A 23,902-nucleotide genomic window follows, 5' to 3' on the forward strand; every position below is an offset into this window, starting at 1 on the left:
TATATCAGGAAAAAAATAAACCATGAAAAAAATCTGTCTGATTACTGGACTCATTTCTGCTTGTTGCTTCAGCGCACAAATTAAATTTGAAAAAGGCTACTTCGTCAATAATTCAGGACAAAAAAGTGAAGTTTTAATTAAAAATTTGGACTGGAAAAACAATCCCACGGAATTTGAATTCAAAACAGATGAATCTTCAGAAGTAAAGAAAGAAAATATTAAGAATATTCAGGAGTTCGGAATCAACAATGAACGGAAGTATGTAAGAAAAACGGTTATGGTGGATCAATCTGTCGAAATCCTGGATAAAATTTCAGACAAAAAAGAACCGCAGCTAAAAGAAGAAACTGTTTTCCTGAAATATATGGTTGAAGGAAAGGCGAATTTGTTTTATTACGAGAACAGAGACATCAGAAAGTTTTTTTTCAATATTGACAATTCTAATATTACGCCTCTTATCTATAAATCTTATTATCTAACTAACACGCAAATTTCTTATAATGAGGATTATAAAAAACAACTTAGTGAAAGCCTGAATTGCCTGAATAAAAACAGCGTTGAAAAGATACAATACCAAGCTAATGATTTATCAAAAGCTTTTATGAGTTATAATTCCTGTTCTGCTGCTAGTACCGCTGTCAACTACAATCAGGTGAACGAAAAGAGAGATCTTTTCAATTTGAACATCAGACCGGGACTTAATTTTTCATCTTTTGAAACCGTTCTGTCTTCATATTATAATGTGGATGATGAGGTTACGAAGTTCAATAGAGAAGCTGCGTTCAGAATCGGGTTGGAGGCCGAATTTCTGTTACCTTTTAATAAAAATAAATGGGCCATCTTTGCAGAACCTACTTTTCAGTATTATAAAACAGAAAAAGAGTCCGTAGCCTATGCGGGACAGTTTTTTGAAACCAAATCGTCACGAACGGTTGATTACAAATCCATTGAAATTCCTTTTGGGGTGAGGCACTATTTTTTTATCAATGACCGATCAAAAGTTTTTGTCAATATTGCCTATGTTTTCGATGTAAAAATGAAATCAGAGATAAAGTATGACTTTCAGATTCTGGAAATCAGTTCAGGAAATAATGTAGCATTTGGCGCCGGCTATAAATATAATGACCGGTTTTCAGCTGAGTTCCGTGTCAGTACTAATAGAAATCTTTTAAAAAACTACAATAACTTTACCTCAAATTATCAGACGATGTCTCTTATATTCGGATATACTTTGTTTTAAGCATAAAAAAACCTTAGAGCAACAATTAATAATCCGTAAAATTTTACGTAATTTCGTTTAATATTTGAACCATAAAAAACAAAGCAATATGTCTTTATCAGAAGTTTTAAAATCAGGAAATTATCAGCTCATCGACGTTCGTGAACCTATGGAACTGGAAATGGACGGGGCTATCGAAGGTGCTACCAATATCCCGCTGGGTGAAGTGGAAGACAGACAGGAAGAGATCCTTTCGATCGAAAAACCGGTAGTGATCTTCTGCAGAAGCGGAAACAGAAGCGGAAAAGCATTGGAATATCTAAATACGCAAGGGCTGAAAGACGGCTATAACGGCGGAGGCTGGGCTGAATTGAAAGCTACTATCGAAGCAAATCAGGGAACTTTTTAAAAGTTCCTTTTTTATTTTAAAATAGGATGCGATGAACTTGCGGGAAAGGTTTACAAAAGGCTGCCTTCAGTTTGCAGATGATCATCGGCTCATTGAAGATTTATGGGCTGAATTAGAAAAAAAATATACTGAGAAAGGCAGGCATTACCACAATTTAGCACATCTTGAAAATATGTTTGCCGAACTGGATACGGTTAAGGATAAAATTGCAGATTTTTCAACGGTAAGTTTCTCTGTTTTTACCACGATGCTGTTTATGACGCTACTTCGAAAAAGAACGAGGAAAAGAGTGCGGAAATGGCCGTTTTGAGTCTTGATAAGCTCGTTCTGAGCCCAAATGTCCTACAAAAAGTTTCAGACCAGATTCTGGCTACCAAAGCGCATCATGAATCCGGTGACCGGGATACGGATTACCTTCTGGATGCTGATCTTTCGGTTCTGGGGAAAAGCTTTGAGACATACATGGAGTACACCAAAAAGATCAGAAAAGAGTATTACATTTATCCGGACTTTATGTATAAACCGGGCAGAAAAAAGGTTTTGCAGCATTTTCTGGAGCTAAAAAGCATTTTTAAGACCAATGAATTCAGGGATAGGTATGAAAGTACGGCAAGGGAAAATATTAGAGGGGAGATTGAAAGTCTGTAACGGTTAAGTAAGGTCAATTGTGAATTCTGCTGCGCAGGTGAATGGTGAATTTACTGCCTGGAAAATTGACAAGCGAAGCGGATTGACTATTGACTATTGACTATTGACTATTCACTTTCCAAAAAACCACCCCGTCAAAAATTCTTTGAATTTTCGACACCCCTCCGGATCAGAGGGGAATTGCGGTTAAAGTTTTGACCATTTCTGTTTTTATTTGAAAGATATGGCAATATGGAGCGGAAAAATTCTCATCAAACAATTCACCATTGACAAGCGAAGCGGATTAACCATTCACTTTTACAAGATGCTGTTGATAAATTCGGCTGCTTTTTCCAATACGATTTCCGGAACTTCCTTATGCGGCGTATGGCCTGCACCCGGAATAATAAACTTTTCAGCTGTTCCGCTTACCTGGGAAACGGTTTTTTCCAGCTGATCCAAAGTTCCGTATTCGTCGTTTTCGCCCTGAATGAAAAGTAACGGAGCCATAATATTTTTCAATATAGGTTCTATATTCCAGGCTTTGAATCGATCGCTGAGCCAGATTTCCGTCCAGGCTTTGACCATCATTCCCGTTTTATCACCATGATATTTGGCCAGGCGTTCGGGAAGATTGGTCGTTTTATACGCTTCCCAAGCATCTTTTACGCCTTGCACTGTGATGTCTTCCACAAAAATATGTCCGGCCTCACAAATGACGGCACTTATTTTTTCAGGATATTTTGAAGCGGCAATCAGGGCAATGGTTCCGCCGTCGCTATGACCGAAAAGGATTGTATGATCTATTTTCAATTCGTTCAATAGGTCATTTAGTATATCGGCTTCAGTTTCCATATAGTTGTTTTCCCTTTCATGGGTAAACATCGGAAAAGATTTGCCATATCCCAGACGGTCGTAGACCAGCACATTGCATTGAACCGATTTTCCTAATTGGGACGGGAAATTCCTCCAAAGCTGCGTGCAGCCTAAAGAATCATGCAAAAAAACAAGGGTTGGCCTGGTTTTAAAGACCTGATTATATTCAATATACAGCTTTTGCCCTTTACCTCAACAACGCTTCCTTCCATTCTGTTTTATATCCGGCTACAAACTCGGATTCCCTGCCTGGTTAAATTCTGCAAGCAAATTTCTGAAAACCGTTTCTACCGGCAAAACTTCATCAATTAAAGCCGAAACCTGTCCGATTTCCAATTCACCTTCTTCCATGTCGCCCTCAAACATCCCTTTCTTTGCCCTCGCACGGCCTAAGGAAGCAATAAGAGACTCCTTGTTTCTTCCGGTATTGTATATTTCTTCGAGCTCGTTGAAGAATTTATTTTTAACCATTCTCACAGGCGCCAGTTCTTTCAACGTCAAATGGGTATCGCCCTCCTGCAGCTCGGTGATTTTCTGCTTCCAGTTTTGGTGGGCGCTGGCTTCTACGGTAGCTGCGAAGCGTGAGCCGATCTGAACGCCGTCCGCGCCTAAGATCATGGCAGCTTTCATCTGAGAGCCTAAAGCGATTCCACCTGCGGCAATCAAAGGTTTGGAAATATGCTTTTTCACATTCGGGATCAGGCAGAAAGTGGTGGTTTCATCCCTTCCGTTGTGGCCTCCGGCTTCAAAACCTTCCGCTACGATCGCATCCACGCCTGCTTCTTCACATTTCACGGCAAATTTGGTAGAAGATACAACGTGAGCTACTTTTATTCCTTCCTTTTGAAGGGTTTCTGTATAGGCTTTAGGGCTTCCGGCAGAGGTGAAAACTATTTTTACACCTTCCTCCAGAATAATGTTGATGATCTCTTCTAAATTTGGATAAAGCAAAGCGACATTTACACCAAAAGGTTTATCAGTAGCTTTCTTGCATTTCTGAATATTTTCCCGCAAAATATCGGGATACATACTCGCAGAACCAATTAATCCCAATCCTCCGCAATTGGAAACCGCTGAGGCCAGCCTCCATCCGGAGTGCCAGATCATTCCGGCCTGGATGATGGGGTACTGAATGCCAAATAGTTGGGTAATTCTATTCTGTTGTGACTGCATATCGTGAAGTTTCTTTGCTGAATTAAAATCTATAAAACTGCTCATCTTGTAAAAATAATAAAAACCCCGGTTACCAGACTGTTTTGCATAAAAAAACCTTCAGAATTTCTGAAGGTTTTCGTTTTATTTCTTTACTGAATCTTTTTTCCAGTTTCCTTTGAAGTTACAGGAATCGTAACGGCTGTCGATGGAAATGAAGGTGGTCGGAAGTTTTGAGTTTACATACTTTTCAACCATTTCATTCTTTTTCTTGTTGAGGGCCATCTGCTTGATTCTGTCGTAATCCGTTTCCAGTGTAATCTTGTGTGCCGGAATAACGTCTTCAATTTTAATGATCTTCACTACTTTTCTTTTTCTTTCATCTTCATCATCAAAAGCAGTGGTGATGTCTCCTTTGTTCAATCCTGCCAATTCATAACTGATTGTTCCCGGAAGTGTTTCTCTTTCGATCTTGTTGGAACCGTCCGCGCCCGGAATTACTCCAGCGTTGAATTTGGTTCTTTTATCGTCGGAAAATCTAAACGCTGCATCTTTGAAAGTCATTTTTCCGTTTTGGATCAATCCTCTGATACTGTCGAGTTTCGTCTTAGCTGTTTTCATTTCTTCATCCGTCGGGGTTGCCATCAGGAGAATATGCCTTGCATCGTAGATCTTCCCGGATTTCTTCACCAGCTGAATAATGTGGTAACCGAATTCCGACTCTATCGGATCAGAAATTTCTCCTTCCTGAAGGTTCAGTGCAGCCGCCTCAAAAGGCTTTACCATCTGTCCTTTGGAAATATTTTTCATCAATCCTCCGTTTGATGCTGATCCCGGATCTTCGGAATAGATTCTGGCCTGGCTTTCGAACGTTTCTCCGCCTTCGATATCTTTTTTAATTTTCTTCAGCTTGTTGATCAGTTCATCCTTGTGAGCTTCCGTAAGCTTAGGGAACATCATGATCTGGGAAATGGAAATCTCATCCTTGATTTCCGGAAGCTGCGTTTTGAAAGTATTGTAGAAATCCGTTACTTCATTAGGAGTAACGTCTGCTTTCTCCGTAATTCTCTGGTATTTTGCCTGTCCGTAATACTGGTCTGCATCGATTTTTTCGATGGCATTTTTCATTTCGAAACCGTTTCTGAACTTATAGGCTGCCAACATCGTTTTTTCGTCCGGGAACTGGGAAAGCAGCTGTTGGTATTTGGCGTTTGCCTGTTCTTTAATCGCTGCCGAACGGTTCTCGATCAGGGTATCTTTTTTTGCTTCGTAAACAAGAAGTTTGTTGTTAAGAAAATTTTCTAAAAACTCACACTTATCTATATTAGAAGCTCCCTGCTGTTTTGCATAGTTCATCTGTTCGTTTACATCGGACTCCAGCACAATTTCATCACCGATTACAGCAGAAATACCATCCACTAAATCTCCTTTTTTCAGCTGGGCGTTCATGGTATTGATACCGAACATCATGATGAAAATTCCAAAAAGAAAAGTGATCTTAAGTTTATTTGTCATTTTACTATTTTAAACAAGTTGCAAATTTAGAATTCTTAATGAATTACACTAAATTTTTTATTATAAATATTTCTTAAAAGAAGGTATTTATTGCAGTTCCACGTCGAAAGCTGTGAGCTCTTTAAATTGTTTCAGTCTTCCGAACATATCGGCTTCGCTTACTTCCTGAATTCTTTCGGTTCCGAATTTTTCAACGGTGAAAGAAGCCATTGCAGAACCTACGATCAATGCAGATTTCATAGTTTCGAAATCGATTTTTTCTTTTTTAGCCAGGTAAGCTGCGAAACCTCCTGCAAAAGTATCTCCTGCTCCGGTAGGATCGAAAACGTCTTCCAAAGGCAACGCAGGGATCGCAAATACTTTATGGTCGTGGAAAAGTAGAGCTCCATGCTCTCCTTTTTTGATGATTACATATTTTGGACCCATTTCATGAATCTTTTTAGCGGCTTTTACCAAAGAATATTCTCCGGAAAGCTGTCTTGCCTCTTCATCGTTGATGGAAATTACATCGGTCTTGGCAATCATTTCCATTAAAATTTCCAAAGCGGAATCCATCCAGAAGTTCATGGTATCCAGGATTACCAGTTTCGGACGGTTGGTCATTCTTTCAAGAACAGAAAGCTGCACGCCCGGATGAAGGTTCCCCAACAATAAAATTTCCGCATCCTGCATAGAATCCGGAATCTTCGGATCGAAGTTTTCCAGAACGTTTACTTCCGTTGCCAAGGTATCTCTCGTATTAAGATCGTTGTGGTATTTTCCCGACCAGAAGAATGTTTTTCCTTCTTTTACAATTTCGATTCCTTCAATATTGATATCTCTGTTTGTAAACATATCCAGGTGTTCCTGAGGGAAATCTCCTCCTACTACGGAAACGATTCCGGACTTAACGCCCAAAATGGATGAAGTGATCCCGATATATGTGGCTGCACCGCCTAAAATTTTATCTGTCTTCCCAAATGGCGTTTCGATTGCGTCGAACGCAACACTTCCTACAACTAAAAGTTTCATATTTTTTTCAAAGTATTATAAAAGTCAATTATTTTTTCCATTCAAAGGTATCGAGCAGGTGTTTCATATCTTTTTTGATATAGTCTATCGCAGGAGCCAATGAATCAGGCTTCGGCCTCGTGTTGAAATATAAATAAGCCGTTACGAAATGCTTCGTGCTGTCTGTAATGTAAAACTGGAGATTGGATGCACTCTGCCCCTTCAGCTCGTAAAAGTTTCCGTACACTTTTTTTGCCGGATATTCGAAAGATTTTGTATCGATCGCGCTGGCTTTGATGGTATGTTCGTACACCATTTTTTCCGCTTCTTTGATGTGGTCGGCAAAATCATTCTGTATCGGATAATACGTTACAAAAACCTTAGCCTTCATTTTCGGGTAATTCAGGTAATACCAGCAAGGTCTCTTCGCATCCGTAATTTTGGCAAAATCGGAATATTCAAATGTATAATTGCAGTTGTTTTCAAATTTGCGGTACTGAGGCTTCGGATATTCCAGACGGAGCTCTCCGTAAGGCTTCGGAACCGGATCTTTGCCGCACGACACCAAAAGCAGGGCTACAAAAATAAAAATCGCGTTTTTAAACATTTTGCAAAAGTACAAATTAGATTTCAGATTTCGGAAGACAAATTTCAGCATTTCAAGGAGTTTTGGATTTAATTTTATCCTTTTAAACTTAAACCAATATGAATAAGATTTTAATGCAAAATACGAGATGTATTTTTTTCAGCATCATTGTCATTCCGGAGGAATCTAGACGCGAATCTTTCGGTAATTTATCTAATACTATGTCTTGATTCCTGCGGAATGACAAATTGGGCGTATAATCCTATATGGAAAAAAATCAGACATTCTCGAGACCAATATTTTTCTAGCTTTTCTATCCTATTATGTTGAATTTCCTACGGAATAGCAATACCATTAGATATATGCAGAAAGTATCATTCTGTCTATAATTACAAAAACTGATAGGCTTCCTCATAATTCAGAATGTATGTTTCCAGCGGTTTTGGAAACGACTTTTCGTGGGAAGCTTCCACGTCGGTAACCTGGTAATTATGGCCGGCAATAAAATGATTCCATGCTTCTTCGGAATGTACTTCGACATTGTAAATTTCAATGCTGAGGTTTTTGTGGGTCAGTTTATGGCTGACGGTTTTCACCCCTACGATATACGGTACCAGCTCATCAGAAATTTCAGGCACAAATTCGAAAAGTTTTTTCCAAATGAAATCGTCTTTTCTCTGCTGGATCAGGAATTGACCGTTTCTGTGGACGAAATAATATTTTAATTCCAGGTCTTTTGCTTTTGTTTTTTTGGCTTTGACAGGAAACTCAGAAACCCTGTTCATTGAAAATGCCAGGCAATCCTCATTTAACGGGCATTCTCTGCAGAGAGGATTTTTAGGTCTGCAGATTTCAGAACCCAGATCCATCATCGCCTGGTTGAAATCCCCTACATTATCGGGTAAAATTAAATGCGCCAGTTCCGAAAAGTAATTAAAAGCCCTGGAGTTTGAAATGTCGAAACCGTCGGCAAAAACCCTGCTCAGAACACGGTAGAAATTCCCATCCACGGCCGGGATCTTTCCGTTAAAGCAAATGCTGGAAACTGCTGCTGCCGTATATTTACCGACCCCTTTTAATTTTAAAATTTCCTCGTATTCATGTGGGAAACTTCCCTGATACTCGGTCATGATCTGCTGGGCAGCCTTATGAATATTAATCGCCCTGGAATAATAGCCCAAGCCTTTCCAGTACAGCAAAACCTCATTTTCTTCCGCTTCTGCCAGGGTCTTCACATCGGGAAACCTCGCAATGAAATTATTGTAATGCCCTAAACCCTGGTTGATTCTCGTCTGCTGGAAAACAATCTCACAGATCCAGATTTTGTACGGATCTTTCGTTTGTCTGAAGGGAAGATCCCGGGCGTTTGCTTTGTACCAGTTGAGAAGCTTATTGCCGATATGCCTGAAATCCGGCTCTTTATTTATCTTTTCCAAAATTGATCTATCCATTATTCCAAATTCTTCAGAGATAAAACATGAGAAGCGATATACTTAATTTTTCAAACTTAGAATTCAAAATATTATGCTTTATCTGCCGATGAATTTAATGTTACAAAGATAATGCTTTATTGTTCACTTTTTACCGAGTAGACCGGGGCTGACTTGAGCCATTGGTATTTCAGGTTCATCTGTCTGGCAATAAAGCGGTAGCCGTCCAGTTTTTTAAGATAAACATACGAAGTGGAATCAGGGTGAAACATCAGCCGCTGATTGGAAAGGAACTGAAAAGGAAAAGAGACTACAGAATCCCTTGTGGTTTTAAGCACCTTCCCCGCATTTACACGATAGATGTAAATAGATTTACCGCGGCCCGAAGACTGATCGATCAGTTTGATGTTGGGTGAGGAAACCACCATATCGCTTTCATACAGGCATTCCTCAGGTTTCATGATATAAGCCTTCCCTTCCTTTCTTTCGTCGGCAAAAAGATCGATTTTTTGATTATGCTGAAGTTTTTTTTCTTCACAGCTTATCCCTAAGAACAGGACCGGTAAAAAGTACAGCCATCTTCTTTTCATAATGATTTAATAATTTGGTAGAAAAAAACCGATGAACAAATGCATCGGTTAGTATTTTAAGTAAGCCAGGATTAATCCTGAAGATATTCTGCATCCCATTCGTTGCCGTCGTCTCCTTTGTGTCCGTCCAGTTTAATAACAAAACTTTTGGTAGGGAAATAAGGCGTCAGGCGAATGTCCAGCCAAACCCTGTCTTTATTTACTTTATCCTGTTCGAAACGGACAATTTTGAATTTTTCGATCAGCTTGTCCGGACCTTTGATTCCGTCGAGGAAGGTTACAATCTGTCTTCTCAAATCATCTTCGTTTTTGGCATTCCAGTTTTCGAAAGCCCTCCTGTTCAGGAAGTCCAGCAATACTTTGGTTACATAATCGAATACCCGAACAACCGAATAGGTCTGAAGGCCGATGTTATCTCCGGTAAACAGTGTTTTTGCGGAGAATGCCATAATTTTTCCGTATTCGTTTACCATCGGAACCAGTCCCATCTTTTCGAGCTGGGAGATTTCGCTCTTCTTCAATTCGAATTTTACGGCATCCACTTCATTGATGTTTCCGTGCTTTTTACCGGCTGCTACCTGAGACATCAGGGTTTTATGGATTTTTCCTGCCAGTGAAGTGGAAGGCGGAAGCTCTACGTTTTCCTCTTCTCCTACTTCTTCGGCTTTGCCACGTCCTACAAGCCAGTTACAAGTCATGATGACATTACTTCTGTGCAATTCGCCACCGGTAAGATTTGCAGAATGGAAAAGGTCCACCACATCATCCGGCTTATCAAGGTTGGCGAAATCCGTAATCATCATCACCTTATTTTCGTTACAGATTTTGGCCCATTTTTCAATGACTTTGTTGGAACCCAGGTATCCCGGAATGGCCAGGATAGAATAATTATCCCTAAGATCCAGACGGTCGTAATAGTTTTTGAATTCCTCTGCAACGGCATCAATGAACAATGGATTATCAAGGTCTGAAACTTGATCTAAACTGGCATTTACGATGCTTACATTGTCTACTTTATCCAGCTCGGTGTTTTTATAGAATTGCGCAACCGTTCTATAGTTGGTTTCCAGCAAACGCACGGCATCGAGCGTATTTTTAAGATTGGATTTCAAATTCTGGTCGGCAGCCTGCGCTTTGGATTTGCAGGTATCTGCCATTTTATCTGCAGATTCGTTGCTTTCCAGAAGGTCCACCCAAAGGTTGATCTTTTGGAGAAGCTCTTTTCTTTCGTCTGCTTTGTTGCTGTCGTTCAGGAAAATCTCTTTTCGGGCTTTCCTGGTCGGGTTCATGTTTGCGATGCCGTCTACTACGGATTCTACAAAGCCAAAACCACCTATTTTATTGAGTTCGGCAAGCGGATTACCTTTGGGCTGGCCGGCGTGTTGCTGCTGCCCCTGCTGTTGTTGGTTTTCAGCTGCCTGTAATTTACTGTCCATGATTCGTGTAAGTCTTTAGATTATTTTTCAAGTTCTTGTGCCACTTCTTTCAATACTTCGATGAATGCAGCCCTTGTCTGGTCATTCTCCAGCATGTTGCGCAGAATTTTATTGGTTTTCAGCTGGCGTACTATTTTGTTGTACTGCTCCTGCTCCATGCTCAGCTGCTGTAGATATTCTGATTTCTGCGTTAGATTTTTTGGGGTGAAGTCCGCAAGATTCTGAAAACGGAACTCTTCTTCTACTACATTACCGTCTTCCGTTTCATGCTGAACGTGCACAGAAGGCTGGAAATGCCTGAAGACGTCGTCCACGGTTTTTAATCCTGTTACAATTTCAGGAACGTAAGATTCTTCTGTTGTAAGCTGGCTTACTATCAGCGATTTATTCTCCTGAATCTGCTGGATAGCTTCATTAGCGTCTACTTTTACTTCGTTTCCGCCAACGCCATAATTAAACATTGCCATATTATTGTTATTTTGAGATTTTCTATTTTGGTGTTCATTGTTTTTATCAGCATCAAATAACTGACCAATCCAATGTTTAAATTTAAAAAAAAACTGTAACATAAAAAATTTTGTTAAGATTTTTTTGAAATAATATTTACCGGATAAACATCGGTGAAAAACTGATATTTACGATATCACTAAACTAGGAAAAATAAATAAAAAAACGCACCCTTTCCTGTGCGTTTTTCATTTCTAACAATTTTATGGTGTTTTTACCAAATTTTTATTCTGTCCTGAGGCGCTTTATACATTTTGTCGCCCGGCTTAATATCGAATGCTTTGATGAAAGAATCCTGGTTCACCAACGGACCGAAAGCCCTGAAAACGCCCGGCGAGTGCGGGTCGGTTTTCACCTGGTTGGTCATATACTGGTCGGTGGATTTTGTTCTCCATACGGTGGCCCAGCTCATAAAGAACCGCTGATCCTGCGTAAAACCGCTGATCGGCCCCGGATTCCCGTGGTCTTTAAGATACATCTGCAAAGCATCGTAAGCAACTGCTACTCCGCCAAGATCCCCGATGTTTTCACCGCTGGTAAATTTACCGTTCACGAAACTTCCTTTTACGGGTTCGTAAGCGCTGTACTGTGCTGCCAGCTGAGCCACTTTGGCGTCGAAATTTTTACGGTCTGCGTCGGTCCACCAGTTGTTGAGGTTTCCGTCTCCGTCAAATCTCGAACCGCTGTCGTCGAATCCGTGGGAGATCTCATGGCCGATTACCGCTCCGATTCCACCGAAGTTTACTGCTGCATCTGCATTCGGATTATAGAATGGTGGCTGAAGGATGGCCGCAGGGAAAACGATTTCGTTGTTGGATCCGCTATAATAGGCATTCACGGTCTGCGGTGTCATTCCCCACTCCGATTTGTCAACCGGTTTTCCTACTTTGTCCAGACTTCTCTGGTACTGCCAGGCAGCAACGTTCTGAAGGTTAGAATATAAAGTTGCTCCTTCCTTCGGAGATTCCACTTTCAGTTGGGTGTAATCTTTCCATTTGTCCGGATAGGCGATCTTCACTGTAAATTTCGATAATTTTTCCTGTGCTTTTACTTTAGTATCCGGAGACATCCAATCCATATCATCGATGTGGGTTTTAAATGATTTCAAAATATAATCGATATAGGTTTCCATCTGCGCTTTGGCTTCAGGCGTAAAGTATTTTTCGACATATAATTTTCCGAAAGCTTCACCCAGAACACCGTTTACCAGGGAAAGTCCCCTTTTGTTCATCGGGCGCTGCTCTTTCTGCCCCTGAAGATATCTGGAGTAGAAATCAAACCGGATCTGTTCAAGATTTTCGTCCAGGTTGCTCGCATTCCCGTTAATTAAATGATATTTCAGATAATCTTTCAGCAGCGGAAGGTTTTTCTGTGTCAGGAACGAATCCATATTTTGGTAATATTTCAGTTCCCCAACGATTACACGATCGGTATTCACTCCTGCTTCTTTTAAATATTTCGGAAGATTGACATTTTTAACCAATACCGGCAGTTCGGATACATTTTTAGGGTTGTATCTTAAATTCGCATCGCGGTTTTGCTCAAGCGTCAATAAGTAGTTAGCCAGCTGCTTTTCAAAATCCACTACGTTTTTGGCAGCAGCATCCGCATTTTTATAGCCCAATACCCCGAATAATTTCCCTACATAAGCCTGATATTCGGCTAAGGTTTTGGTATTGGCTTCATTTACTTTCTGATAGTAATCTCTTCCCAGGCCAAGATCCGGGCCGCCAAGATATACCGCATTCATATTGGAATTTTTCATATCCGCTCCTACTCTCCATCCGTAGAACGAGTTGTCGCCGACTTTCGTAGCTTCCAGTAAATATTTCTGAAGGTCATTCAGGTTTTTGATGGCATCGATCTTTGCCAGATCCCCTTTGATCGGAGCGAGCCCTTCCGCATTTCTCTTATTCGTATCCATAAATGAAGCGTACAGATTTTGTATTTTCTGCCCTTCGGAACCAGCCGAATACGATTCTGATAAAATTTTATTTAAAATATCCAGGGAAGCGTCATCCACATTTTCTCTTAAGGCGTTGAAGGATCCCCAGCTCGCCTTATCGGAAGGGATCTGCGTGGTTTTCACCCAATTCCCATTGACGTAGCTAAAAAAATCATCCTGTGGACGAACGGTTTTGTCCATATAAGACAAGTTCAGCCCTTCTTCTTTTACTTCTTCTTTTTTCACCGGATCTGCAGCCGCTTCCTTCACGGTCTCAGGTTTCTGAGCGTCTGCTGTTTTTGCCGTACCACACGAATGTAAGAATACAAGGCCCGAAAAGGCAAGTATCCCGATATTTAGCTTTTTCATTAAGATATTTTTTGATTTACACAAACTTATCAAATATACAAATTTGATTGTAATCCCGTACAGCTTATTCGTACCACAGAAACATGATAAATTTTTGTTAAAACATGGCTCGCTGTCAGTTTATTATTTCTGTCAAAGGGATGAAAAATTTATTTTTACCGTAAAATTCTAATATTTTAATCATGAAAAAATCTTTTTCAGGAAAAATACTGTTGATGATTCCTTTTCTCTTTTCCACCCTTATCTATTCACAGAGTTCTGACGAAAGAAATTATCTCCGGAAGTTTATTTATCCTCTTCAATCAGATGATCCGAACATCGGCTTTAAGGAAGATTCTGTGGTTTTCAACCGCTTTTTTGCCAATGCCAAACTGGTAGGATTAGGAGAAGCTTCTCACGGCTCACATGAAATTTTTAAGGTAAAAGAAAAATTAACCCGGTATTTTCTGATGAAAAATAACGGTGGCGTATTTTCCATAGAATCTCCCATGCCTAAAGCCATGCTCCTTAACGAATATATCGTCAACGGAAAAAAAACAGGTGAAGAATATGTGATGAACCTGGATTCCTGGATTTATCAAACCGAAGAAATCCTGAATATGACGGAATGGATGAAAAAATACAACGATAAGAACGCATCCAAAATAACATTTACGGGATTCGATATAACCACGTACCGGGGTTCTGTTGTACAGCTTAAAATAATGATGGACAAATACGGTATTCCGACTGACCATCTGATGAAATTGACACAGCTGCTTTATGATGAAAGCCGCTTAGAAAGAAATCAGCTTTCCGACAAAAAACAATTAAATAAAGAGGCATCAGCAGAACTAAACGGCGTAAAAACATCTTCCTCAAAGATATTGGATCCGGAAGATTATTCATGGTTTCAACAGCATATTACTCTTCTTGATCAGTATATCAGCAAAACCTATCTTGGAAGGAATAAATACATGGCAGATAATATTTTCTGGCTTAAAAACAAGTATCCTGATTCAGCTTTTGTATTGTGGGCCCATAATGAACATCTGAAAAAAACCGGAGAGGAAACCGGAAAATTTCTGAAAGATAATTTTAATAATTATGTAAGTTGCGGAACGTTCTTTTATGAAGGTTATCATTCCGTTTTCGACCTGCACGACGAAAAAATCAAATCCGTTTATCTGAAAAAAAATGCACCGGATTCATTGGAAGAACTTCTCAATTCTTTTGATATTCCTATTTTTATTCTTGATCTCAAAAGCATTAAAAAAGAGAACAACAAATTGGCTAGAGTACTCCTGAAAAAAATAAATTACAGAACAGTAGGTGCTTCTCCGATCCCAAAGGATTTTAAATCCGGCATTGTAACCGATGATTTTGATTACCTGATCTTCATAAAAAATTCTACGGCATCGAAACTGTTGAGTAATTAATGTGAACCTGATGTAGAATCCGGATTGAAATGCTGGACGAGGGATGCCGGATGCCGGGTGTTTTCCCAGTCAACATCACAGCCAAGTAAAAATGTCATTTGGAAAGGCAGTCAATTACAGGCTGAAGATCAATTTAGGCTAAAGCCAAATTGAATTCTGTTTTTGAAAACGGGCTAAAGCCCAATGTCATTAAGTTAAGGTCTTATAGATTTTTTTTATAGTTTTTAGTGACCTTTGGTTTCGCTCTGACTCTGTATTTTAAAATATTCCTTTTAAAGGATCTTTTGGGTCTGACGGGGATCATATGAGAAGCAAAAAGAATTTTAAGCTCTGCCACTATATCCTCTTTTTTTACATTGCTAAAGAGCAAATTCAAAATTCTGTTTTTCATCAAGCTGTAAGAAAGGGAAGTATTGACTTTGTACCGGTACTTCTTTTTCGTATCAACTTCATTAAGCTCCTGTTCGAGTTCTCTGACAATAAGGGTCTGTATATTGCTTACAAGCAAAGTAGAATAGAAATCCTGTAAGATGCTGTTGTTTGAGTAACCGGAAAATTCCTCCAGGTGAAGCTTGTTTTTGATTTCATCAAAATAGGTTTCTATGCCCCAGCGTTCAAAATATAGGGCTTTGAAAATCTCCGAAGGATAACAAGCCTCATCTAAAAGAGAGGTTGCAAGAACTTCGATGGTGCCATTATCCAGTACGACACGCAACAATCTTACCTTAAAAGTATAGTCTCTACCATAATCTTTTCCTGACAGATCTACGTTGGGAGAAGGCTTAAAGTCTGTTATCATACTGGATATTCCGCTTTTGACGAAATCTTTTATGGTTTGGTTCAAACCTACTTTTACGCGCATAAGGTAGTTAAAATTTCTTTTGTGATGCTGATAAAAGAAATCAAATGAAGCAAAACCACGGTCATATAGCAGCAGATCATTATGGCAACAATGAGCCAACAGCTCAAGAGCCTGTAAACGTTCATCAGTATCTATAGAAGAAAGTACCCCTTTTAAACAGATTTTATTGATTGTATCATACAGTACGCAGGCTTTGGCCTGTACGCAGGTATGAGAAGTCTGGTTTTTGGATACACCATAAATCTCTTCCAGCTCTCGGGTTTGAGGTAGATTAATTCTCGAACCATCAATAGCCAACAGACGAAGACCATTGAATTTGGTCTGTACTGCAGAATTATCTGTATAGAATTCTTCCACAAGCCGCTTGTTCAGATGAATAAAAACCTCGGGCTTTATCTTTTTTCTGTTCTGTACGTATGCACTTTTTGTAAAAGTATTCTGTGTCTGGCCCAAAGATCTTATATAGTGAATGAAATTTACAATCTCACAGGACAGGCTTTTGGTAATGAAGTTGAGCATAAACAAAAGCGTATTTGAAAAGCTCAACTTCCTTTTGCGGGTGAAATCTCTGCTACTCATCCTGTATTCATTACAAATAGCCACGCTGTGGATTTCCTCCTCCAATGATAATAAAATATCTGAAACATTTTTTTTGCATAATAAGAAAATGAAAGATTAAATCTCAAATTTAGCAAAAACATAACACTAAAAAATACTAACTTAATGACATTGGGCTAAAGCCCGTTCCTATTGATCCGCAAGTAAACTTACTCATTATACATGAAAATACCGGCAATAGAAAAACCGCTCATTGCTGAGCGGTTTTTTATGATATTAAAAAAAATTACCAGATTTTGATACGGTCTGCCGGCTTTTTGTAAAGCTTGTCGCCTTCTTTCACATCGAATGCTTTGTAGAAAGCATCAACGTTCGTTAAAGGACCGAAACTTCTGAAATACCCCGGAGAGTGCGGATCGGTTTTCACCTGATTCACCATGTACTTTTCGCTGGATAAAGTTCTCCAAACGGTTGCCCAGCTTAAGAAGAATCTCTGATCCTGGGTATACCCGCTGATTGTACCCGGGTTTCCTTTGTCTTTCAGATACATCTGCAAAGCATCATACGCAATGTTTACCCCTCCTAAATCGGCGATGTTTTCACCATTGGTAAAGGTTCCGTTCACAAAAGTTCCTTTTACAGGCTCATACTTGTCGTATTGTGAAGCCAGAGCTTTTGTTGCTTTTTCAAAGTTGGCCTTATCTTCCGGCGTCCACCAGTCTACCAGGTTTCCGTCTGCATCAAACTGTGCTCCCGAATCATCGAATCCGTGGCTCATTTCGTGACCGATTACAGCACCGATTCCTCCGAAGTTTACCGCAGCATCCGCTTTAGGATTGAAGAACGGCGGCTGAAGGATGGCCGCAGGGAAAACGATTTCGTTGTTTACCGGGTTGTAATAAGCATTTACCGTCTGTGGCGTCATTCCCCATTCGGTTTTATCAACAGGTTTTCCGATTTTAGCCAGGTCTTTATTGTACTGCCATTCCGTAATGTTCTGAAGGTTGGAATACAGATTTCCGCCTTTAGATTCAGGAACGATGGTTAATTTGGAATAATCTTTCCACTTATCCGGATACGCTACTTTTACGGTGAATTTATTTAATTTCTGCATGGCTTTCTCCTTCGTTGTAGAAGACATCCACGCTAAGTTATTGATGTGAACGGCAAAACTTTTCTTTAAGTAATCGATCAGTTCCACCATCTGCGCTTTGGCTTCTGCAGGGAAATATTTCTCTACATATAATTTTCCGAACGCTTCGCCTAATGTTCCGTTGATCAGCTCAAACCCTCTTTTGTTAAGGGCTCTCTGCTCCTGCTGTCCTCTCAGGTATTTACCGTAGAAGGCAAACCTCATATCTCCGATCTTTTCGCTCAGATAAGAAGCGCTTCCGTGGATCAAATGAAATTTAAGATAATCCTTGATCACAGGAAGGTTCTGGGCATTGATGAATTTGTCTAAATTCTTGTAATATCCTAATTCCCCGATAATCACTTTGTCTGTATTTACCCCCACTTTTTTAAGGTAAGCCGGAAGATCTACATTTTTTACCAAGGCGGATAGCTGAGCCATGGTTTCTGGATTGTACTGCAGAGTATTGTCACGACTCTGCTCATTGGTCAGATACGTTTTGGCAATGCTTTTTTCATACTCTACAATTCCTTTTGCAGCAGCATCCGCATTTTTATATCCTAATTCTTTCAGCATGGAAGCTACATACTTCGTATATTCTGCCAAGGCTTCCGTGTTTTTTTCGTTTACTTTCTGGTAATAATCTCTTCCCAATCCTAAAGATGCATTTCCTAAATAAACTGCATTCATTTTAGAATCTTTCAGATCCGCATCCACGCCCCATCCGTAGAAATTGTTCTCTCCTTCTTTGGTTACGGAAATCAGGTAATTCTGAAGATCGTTTACGTTTTTAATGGCATTGATCTTATTCAGGTTCGCCTGGATCGGCTTGATTCCGTCTGCATTTCTTTTGGCCATATCCATGTACGACGCATAAAGGTCCTGGATTTTTTTACCTTCCGTTCCGTCGGCAAACTTGTCTTTCAAAAGAGAGTTCAGGATCGTCATGGAATTATTGTCCGTATCTTCAGCGAGTTTGTTGAAACTTCCCCATGTCGGTTTATCGGAAGGAATTTTAGCCGTCTTCATCCATGTTCCGCTTACATAGCTGTAAAAATCGTCCTGCGGACGTACCGATTTATCCATCAGGCTAAGATCCAGACCTTTGTCTGTCGCCTGAGCGTTCACTGTCTGTGAACAAATTCCTCCTAATAAAAGCAGAGAAAGCGTTAGTTTTTTCATTATAATTACAATTTATACGATAAGTATATCGTTTTTTTTTATTTGTTACTTTTTACGAAAACAAATTTAATCAAATATTAAAAATACGTTTACATTTAACTTTTTTAAAATTTCTATCAATCCGTTTTGCTTTTGCCATCAGAATTAAACCGGAATTCTAAATTATAAGAGAGCTCCGATAAAAATAATCTGTACTTTTTATGTATTGATGGTCTGTCATCCGGATTTATTTCTTTCATCTAGAAAAGCTTTAAGAAGCCGGGATTTCCTTTACATTTCCGGTTCTTTTCAGGAATCCCCAGGACTGCATTTCCCCTTTCAGTGCCCTTCTTAAACTTCTGAACAGGACGATGTACATCAGCCAGCGGTAACCGAACCTCTGCGGAATCACATAAAGCAGGTTAACAAGCTTTTCCCGCTGCATAATGAAAGCCATTAATGCCAGTGAAGCATCTACCAAAAGGAAAATCAGATAATAACCGAATATCTTCCCGCCGTTTCCGGATAAAATCCCGAAAAACATAATCAGGTCTGCCATCGGCGAGAAAAACGGAATGATATACTGGAATAGCAGGATATTCGGCATTGCCCATAATCCGAGACCTTTGTATTTGGGGTTCAGGAAGGTCTGTCTCTGTTTCCAGAACATCTGCATAATCCCGTAGGTCCATCTGAAACGCTGCTTTAAAAACTGCTTTACGCTTTCGGGAGCTTCTGTTACGGCAACCGCTCTGTTTTCATTGGCTACGGTGTAACCTCTTCTCAGAATTTTTACCGTAATGTCGCAGTCCTCTGCCAATGTATCGGAAGAATAGCCTCCCACCTCTTCAATCACGGATTTTTTGAAAGCTCCGATTGCTCCCGGAATCACCGTGATCGCATTGATATCGGCATAAGCCAACCGATCGAAGTTCTGGCTGGTCGTATATTCGATCGACTGCCATTTTGTAAGCCAGTTTACCGGGTTCCCCACTTTTACATTTCCTGCTACGGCCGCAATTTTATCTTCCGGAGCTGAATTCAGGAATCTTGCAATTAAATACTTCACGGCATTTTGCTCCAGCTTCGTATCGGCATCAATGCAGACTACATATTCGGCGTCGGTTCCGGAGATCCCGAAATTCAACGCGGTGGCTTTCCCGCCATTTGTTTTGCTGAAGATTTTCAGCTTGGAATTGCCATCAAATGCAGCTTTTGCTTTTTCGTAGGTCGAATCTTTACTTCCGTCATCTAACATAATAATATCGAAATTCGGATAGGTCTGTTTCAGCATGTTGTTTAAAGAAGAAACAATATTCACTTCTTCGTTGTAAGCCGGAACAATAATCGACACTTTCGGATACGATGGCAATAGTGGGAAAACTCCTAATTTTTTCTCTTTTTTTCTTTCTTTAAAAGCCCAGTACAGCATGATCAACAATCTTACCAGCCCTAATCCTATGAACACGGTGAACAGGGCCACCAGGAAGTGGCTGATCCCGTAAATGACGGTTGCCAGGATGAGGTTAAGCTGCATCACATAATAGGCCCGTGTTCTGGGAACTTCCGGCATCAGCTCGCTTCTTTTTTTATGGAGGATGCTGGTAAGGTTGGTAAAATGGTAGCCCTGTTTCTGTAAGGTCGGAATTAAAATTTTCAGTGCTTTCACTGTTTCTTCCCTTGTGTCTCCGCCTGCATCATGAAGCAGGATAATGTTTCCGCGCTCTGCTTTCACTCCCGCCATTACCCTTTTCACAATTTCATCGGCTTTTATACCGGGCTGCCAGTCTTCGGGGTCGATGTTTTCACCGATGTCCAGGTAATTCTGCTGCCTTGCCAACGCTACGGGAATGATCTCCTCTGAAGTCGTCGGCTCGGAATCTGCATTGTAGGGTGCCCTGAAAAGAATGGTGCTGTGGCCCGTGATACATTCAATCAGCAGCCTGGTCAGCTTCAGTTCGAGCAGGGCTCTTTCCGGACTTACTTTTGCAACATTTTCGTGGGTAAAAGTATGGTTTCCTATTTCGTGACCTTCGCGGTAAATTCTTTTAACCAGAGGAAGGTTTTTCTCAGCATTCAACCCTACCAGGAAGAAAGCGGCGGGAACATGATATTTTGAAAGGACATCCAGAATCTGAGGCGTGTAGGTCTCATCCGGCCCGTCATCAAAGGTAAGGACCAGTTCTTTCTGCGGGGCTTCGCCATATTTTTTCACCTCGTACGAACTCGGATAAGTGATGTAATTTTCGTCGGTAATGATTTTTTCTTTCGGATCGATTTCCAGGGCTATTTTTCCGTCGTGAGGCGTATTCAGAACGTCCAGCACTTCCCCGTCACCGATATAATCCACCATCGTCTGCCCTTTCACATTTTCCAGGCTTTTTAAATTTAATTTGGATAATCCTGCAAAAGTGAGGTCTTTATCGTAAAAATTCCAGATGCGGGTGTCTTCGCTTCCCAGTCTCCAAAGGGCAGTTCCCGCCAGCGGATATTCCGAGGAGAACCGCATGGTGTTGAAAATAGACGCCGCATCATTGAAAAATACGGTGTGGGTACTGTTTTTAGAATCGGTATATGAGTAATTGAGGTTGAAGGTATTGTCGTCAAAATTGATTTTCGCTTTGCTGGCACTTGCTTTCGTGATCGCCTGCATGTAAGTTACCGAATTGTTGTCTTTTTTGTCCGTACTCCAGTCGTACCCGTAAGCTCCCAATCCTAAAATAATTTTTTCGGGGGATGTTTTCTGTAAAATTTTCCCGGTCTGTGCCTCGATCCATTTTTGGGAAGATACGGGTCCGGCATCACTGTCTGCCGAATATTCATCGTAGGCCATCAGCACGAAATAATCGACATACGGATTCAGCTTTTCAACGTTGTAATCGTCGTTATCCGTCATGATATCCATAGAAACCAACAGCTTATTCTGTTTGAAGGTCTTGGAAAGCTCTTTCATAAAATCGATCAGGTAATCGTCGGAATCGAGGTTCATATCCTCAAAGTCGATGTTGATTCCTTTGAAATGCAGCTTCTGACACTGCAATTTCAGTTTTTGAATCAGCTGTGTCCGTTTTGCCGGGTCTTTCAGGACCTTTCCTAATCCTTCAGAATGAAACTCCTGCTCGAAATTATTGCTCAGGATCGGCATGGCGGCCACACCGGTTCTTTTGATGATCTTATATCCTTCGGAATCCACATTGGTTTTCAGATCCCCGGTCTTGGGATCGAGGAAAAACCATTCAGGGAACACAAGATTGATATGCCTGATGTTTCTTTTCAGCGACATCAGCGATTGGGGATCCCATGCTACATAGAATGCAGACCGGATCCCACTCGGAAACTGCGACCAGTTGCGGTTCTGATTTTTTATTCTTTCGGCTCTTGCCTTTTCGATCTTGGCAAGATTGGTATGCATTGTTTTTTCAGAAATGAAACTTCTGAAACCTTTGTATTCTTTAGATATTTTATTTTCCTGAAGATAAGGCTTTCCGGCAGTGATAACGGCTTTGTAATCTTCTTTAAACGGTATTTTCGGACTTCTGCCGAATTTCATCATCAGGCCTAATGCCAGAAAAAGCAATATGGCAACGAAGATAAAAATACGGCTTCCCCATTGCACGTTTCTCCAGCGTTTTTTGCTGTCGGTCTGAAAGATTTGCTTGGAATTTTCCACGACTTGTTCTTTTTGTTTTCAATTACAAAAGTCGTGAAATAATCGCTTGTATTTAATTAAAAAAATATTAAAATTGATCGTTACATTCAGTTATCAATAAGAATTCCCACCAAATCCTGAATAATCTTCTGTGAAACAAAATACATGAAATCCTGTCTTTCTAAATGCGGCAGGTATAACCTGGAAGCGGTTTCTTTATCATGGACACGGACCGTATAAAAAACCGTTCCCACCTCGTTGCCGTCCTCCCCTTTTCCAGGTCCCGCCACGCCTGTGGAAGACAGAGAAATATCGGTACCGAATAATTGCTGACAGCCGGCAGCCATTTCTGCAGCCACCTGTTCGCTGACTACTGTGAATGCTTCCACCGTTTCTTGATTTACTTTTTAGGATATCTATTTTCTTTTCGGTAGCATATGGAACAATTCCTCCAAGGAAATATACCGAACTCCCGGAAACCGAGGTGATCATTCTCGCCAGTTCTCCTCCGGTGCAGCTTTCCGCAGTAGAAATGGTGAGCTTTCGTTCCGTTAAAATCTCGGCAAGTATTTTTTCGATCCTGTCTTCGGAAGTGGCAATGACATGGCCTTCAATCAAGGGAAGCAGTTTTTGGATTTCTTCTTCCAGCTGCTGCTGCAAAACCGGTTCGTTTTCTCCGGTGGCCGTTAACCGCAGTTTAACACGGGTTCCGACGGGCAGATACGAAAGGGCAAGGTTAGAAGGCAGAGCCAGCTCCCAGCTTTCGATAGTATCGGCCAGAATGCTTTCAGGAATACCGACTACGGAAACAATTCTCGTTGAAATATAATTCAGGCTGAATTTCTGTTGCAGGTAAGGAATAATCTGGTCTTTGATCAGCGGTTTTACTTCGTAAGGAACTCCCGGCAGGCTGAACAGCAGTTTTCCGTTTTCTTCCATCATGGTGCACGGTGCCGTTCCGAAATGGTTCTGAAAAACGATTGCTCTCGTTGGAACAAAGGCCTGCTCACGGTTTCTTTCCAGGATTTCCAGCCGGCCGCGTTTCTCCATATACGCTTTCAGATGGTTGAATGTTACCTCATCCAGCGCAAGCTCATCATTGAAAAATTCGGCAATGGCTTTTTTGGTTTTATCATCCCTTGTCGGTCCCAGCCCTCCTGTTGTGATGATGATGTCGCCGGTTTCGAAGGCAGACTGTATGGTATTTTTAATGGTTTCAATTTCGTCTGAGATCGTGAAGATCTGTGAAACTTTTATCCCGATATTTTTAAGTTCGTTCGCAATGAAGTTGGAATTGGTGTCTACGGTATTTCCCGAAAGGATTTCGTCACCAATGGTGATCAGAACAGCATTTTTCATATAAATAGTGGTCGAAAAAAATTCTACACAAATGACGGGAATTTCCATCTGACAGGCAATATAAATTGATTTTTTCTATTTTTGACGGAAATTATTTAAAACTGAAATTATA

Annotated in this window: 18 protein-coding genes and 1 pseudogene; 5 read left to right on the top strand and 14 right to left on the bottom strand. The window is 40.5% G+C overall.

The window, feature by feature from the left end; genetic code table 11:
* The first annotated feature begins 22 nt into the window (after positions 1 to 22).
* From QE422_RS16520 to QE422_RS16535, 4 genes are all read left to right on the top strand, one after another.
* Positions 23 to 1,240: a tRNA modification GTPase gene (locus QE422_RS16520; RefSeq protein WP_307460821.1), complete on the top strand. Its 1,218-nt coding sequence runs from the start codon at positions 23 to 25 to the stop codon at positions 1,238 to 1,240.
* Between the two features lie 88 nt (positions 1,241 to 1,328).
* Positions 1,329 to 1,628 (top strand): rhodanese-like domain-containing protein, encoded by a 300-nt coding sequence (locus QE422_RS16525; RefSeq protein WP_294282598.1) that lies wholly within the window; start codon positions 1,329 to 1,331, stop codon positions 1,626 to 1,628.
* A 31-nt stretch (positions 1,629 to 1,659) separates the two neighbouring features.
* Positions 1,660 to 1,938 carry a hypothetical protein gene (locus QE422_RS16530; RefSeq protein ID WP_307460826.1) on the top strand — a complete coding sequence of 93 codons (279 nt, stop codon included), beginning with the start codon at positions 1,660 to 1,662 and terminating at the stop codon, positions 1,936 to 1,938.
* Positions 1,926 to 2,276: a hypothetical protein gene (locus QE422_RS16535; RefSeq protein WP_307460829.1), complete on the top strand. Its 351-nt coding sequence runs from the start codon at positions 1,926 to 1,928 to the stop codon at positions 2,274 to 2,276. The genes QE422_RS16530 and QE422_RS16535 overlap by 13 nt, the downstream gene beginning before the upstream one ends.
* Before the next feature lie 297 nt (positions 2,277 to 2,573).
* Here the strand turns inward: QE422_RS16535 and QE422_RS16540 are convergent, their stop codons facing one another.
* The 10 genes from QE422_RS16540 to QE422_RS16585 form a co-directional block, all read right to left on the bottom strand.
* Positions 2,574 to 3,257 (bottom strand): alpha/beta fold hydrolase, encoded by a 684-nt coding sequence (locus tag QE422_RS16540; RefSeq protein WP_307460832.1) that lies wholly within the window; start codon positions 3,255 to 3,257, stop codon positions 2,574 to 2,576.
* Positions 3,258 to 3,359: 102 nt separating this feature from the next.
* Positions 3,360 to 4,349, bottom strand: coding sequence for a nitronate monooxygenase family protein (locus QE422_RS16545; protein ID WP_307460835.1), 990 nt, complete (start codon positions 4,347 to 4,349; stop codon positions 3,360 to 3,362).
* Positions 4,350 to 4,427: 78 nt separating this feature from the next.
* On the bottom strand, positions 4,428 to 5,798 hold the full coding sequence (locus QE422_RS16550) for a peptidylprolyl isomerase (protein WP_307460838.1): 1,371 nt from the start codon (positions 5,796 to 5,798) through the stop codon (positions 4,428 to 4,430).
* An 87-nt stretch (positions 5,799 to 5,885) separates the two neighbouring features.
* Positions 5,886 to 6,809: a PfkB family carbohydrate kinase gene (locus tag QE422_RS16555; RefSeq protein WP_307460841.1), complete on the bottom strand. Its 924-nt coding sequence runs from the start codon at positions 6,807 to 6,809 to the stop codon at positions 5,886 to 5,888.
* A gap of 28 nt (positions 6,810 to 6,837) precedes the next feature.
* Entirely contained in the window at positions 6,838 to 7,395 is a 558-nt protein-coding gene (gldD, locus tag QE422_RS16560) for a gliding motility lipoprotein GldD (RefSeq protein WP_307460842.1), read from the bottom strand.
* 368 nt (positions 7,396 to 7,763) lie between these two features.
* Positions 7,764 to 8,825, bottom strand: a complete 1,062-nt coding sequence (mutY, locus tag QE422_RS16565) for an A/G-specific adenine glycosylase (RefSeq protein ID WP_307460845.1) — start codon at positions 8,823 to 8,825, stop codon at positions 7,764 to 7,766.
* Positions 8,826 to 8,941: 116 nt separating this feature from the next.
* Positions 8,942 to 9,394 carry a hypothetical protein gene (locus QE422_RS16570; protein WP_307460848.1) on the bottom strand — a complete coding sequence of 151 codons (453 nt, stop codon included), beginning with the start codon at positions 9,392 to 9,394 and terminating at the stop codon, positions 8,942 to 8,944.
* A 71-nt stretch (positions 9,395 to 9,465) separates the two neighbouring features.
* Entirely contained in the window at positions 9,466 to 10,830 is a 1,365-nt protein-coding gene (locus QE422_RS16575) for a DUF5458 family protein (protein ID WP_307460851.1), read from the bottom strand.
* A 20-nt stretch (positions 10,831 to 10,850) separates the two neighbouring features.
* Positions 10,851 to 11,297 (bottom strand): type VI secretion system contractile sheath small subunit, encoded by a 447-nt coding sequence (locus QE422_RS16580; RefSeq protein ID WP_307460854.1) that lies wholly within the window; start codon positions 11,295 to 11,297, stop codon positions 10,851 to 10,853.
* A gap of 254 nt (positions 11,298 to 11,551) precedes the next feature.
* Positions 11,552 to 13,651 (bottom strand): M13 family metallopeptidase, encoded by a 2,100-nt coding sequence (locus QE422_RS16585; RefSeq protein ID WP_307460856.1) that lies wholly within the window; start codon positions 13,649 to 13,651, stop codon positions 11,552 to 11,554.
* Between the two features lie 182 nt (positions 13,652 to 13,833).
* Between QE422_RS16585 and QE422_RS16590 the strand changes: the two genes are divergently transcribed.
* Complete coding sequence (locus tag QE422_RS16590; protein WP_307460859.1) at positions 13,834 to 15,069, top strand: erythromycin esterase family protein; 1,236 nt, start codon at positions 13,834 to 13,836, stop codon at positions 15,067 to 15,069.
* A gap of 202 nt (positions 15,070 to 15,271) precedes the next feature.
* Here the strand turns inward: QE422_RS16590 and QE422_RS16595 are convergent, their stop codons facing one another.
* From QE422_RS16595 to QE422_RS16610, 4 genes and pseudogenes are all read right to left on the bottom strand, one after another.
* Positions 15,272 to 16,510, bottom strand: coding sequence for an IS4 family transposase (locus QE422_RS16595; RefSeq protein ID WP_307454373.1), 1,239 nt, complete (start codon positions 16,508 to 16,510; stop codon positions 15,272 to 15,274).
* A 265-nt stretch (positions 16,511 to 16,775) separates the two neighbouring features.
* Complete coding sequence (locus tag QE422_RS16600; RefSeq protein WP_307460862.1) at positions 16,776 to 18,803, bottom strand: M13 family metallopeptidase; 2,028 nt, start codon at positions 18,801 to 18,803, stop codon at positions 16,776 to 16,778.
* 250 nt (positions 18,804 to 19,053) lie between these two features.
* Positions 19,054 to 22,452 carry a polysaccharide deacetylase family protein gene (locus QE422_RS16605; RefSeq protein WP_307460864.1) on the bottom strand — a complete coding sequence of 1,133 codons (3,399 nt, stop codon included), beginning with the start codon at positions 22,450 to 22,452 and terminating at the stop codon, positions 19,054 to 19,056.
* Between the two features lie 86 nt (positions 22,453 to 22,538).
* Positions 22,539 to 23,790, bottom strand: a pseudogene (locus tag QE422_RS16610) (CinA family nicotinamide mononucleotide deamidase-related protein).
* Positions 23,791 to 23,902 lie beyond the last annotated feature (112 nt).

Source organism: Chryseobacterium sp. SORGH_AS_0447, from assembly GCF_030818695.1.
Lineage (GTDB): Bacteria > Bacteroidota > Bacteroidia > Flavobacteriales > Weeksellaceae > Chryseobacterium.

Bases quoted from the DNA above. Each gene is read 5' to 3' on its own strand.
- QE422_RS16520 (WP_307460821.1), top strand. From the start codon at position 23: ATGAAAAAAATCTGTCTGATTACTGGACTCATTTCTGCTTGTTGCTTC.
- QE422_RS16525 (WP_294282598.1), top strand. From the start codon at position 1,329: ATGTCTTTATCAGAAGTTTTAAAATCAGGAAATTATCAGCTCATCGAC.
- QE422_RS16530 (WP_307460826.1), top strand. From the start codon at position 1,660: ATGAACTTGCGGGAAAGGTTTACAAAAGGCTGCCTTCAGTTTGCAGAT.
- QE422_RS16535 (WP_307460829.1), top strand. From the start codon at position 1,926: ATGGCCGTTTTGAGTCTTGATAAGCTCGTTCTGAGCCCAAATGTCCTA.
- QE422_RS16545 (WP_307460835.1), bottom strand. From the start codon at position 4,349: ATGAGCAGTTTTATAGATTTTAATTCAGCAAAGAAACTTCACGATATG.
- QE422_RS16550 (WP_307460838.1), bottom strand. From the start codon at position 5,798: ATGACAAATAAACTTAAGATCACTTTTCTTTTTGGAATTTTCATCATG.
- QE422_RS16555 (WP_307460841.1), bottom strand. From the start codon at position 6,809: ATGAAACTTTTAGTTGTAGGAAGTGTTGCGTTCGACGCAATCGAAACG.
- gldD (WP_307460842.1), bottom strand. From the start codon at position 7,395: ATGTTTAAAAACGCGATTTTTATTTTTGTAGCCCTGCTTTTGGTGTCG.
- mutY (WP_307460845.1), bottom strand. From the start codon at position 8,825: ATGGATAGATCAATTTTGGAAAAGATAAATAAAGAGCCGGATTTCAGG.
- QE422_RS16570 (WP_307460848.1), bottom strand. From the start codon at position 9,394: ATGAAAAGAAGATGGCTGTACTTTTTACCGGTCCTGTTCTTAGGGATA.
- QE422_RS16575 (WP_307460851.1), bottom strand. From the start codon at position 10,830: ATGGACAGTAAATTACAGGCAGCTGAAAACCAACAACAGCAGGGGCAG.
- QE422_RS16580 (WP_307460854.1), bottom strand. From the start codon at position 11,297: ATGGCAATGTTTAATTATGGCGTTGGCGGAAACGAAGTAAAAGTAGAC.
- QE422_RS16585 (WP_307460856.1), bottom strand. From the start codon at position 13,651: ATGAAAAAGCTAAATATCGGGATACTTGCCTTTTCGGGCCTTGTATTC.
- QE422_RS16590 (WP_307460859.1), top strand. From the start codon at position 13,834: ATGAAAAAATCTTTTTCAGGAAAAATACTGTTGATGATTCCTTTTCTC.
- QE422_RS16595 (WP_307454373.1), bottom strand. From the start codon at position 16,510: ATGAGTAGCAGAGATTTCACCCGCAAAAGGAAGTTGAGCTTTTCAAAT.
- QE422_RS16600 (WP_307460862.1), bottom strand. From the start codon at position 18,803: ATGAAAAAACTAACGCTTTCTCTGCTTTTATTAGGAGGAATTTGTTCA.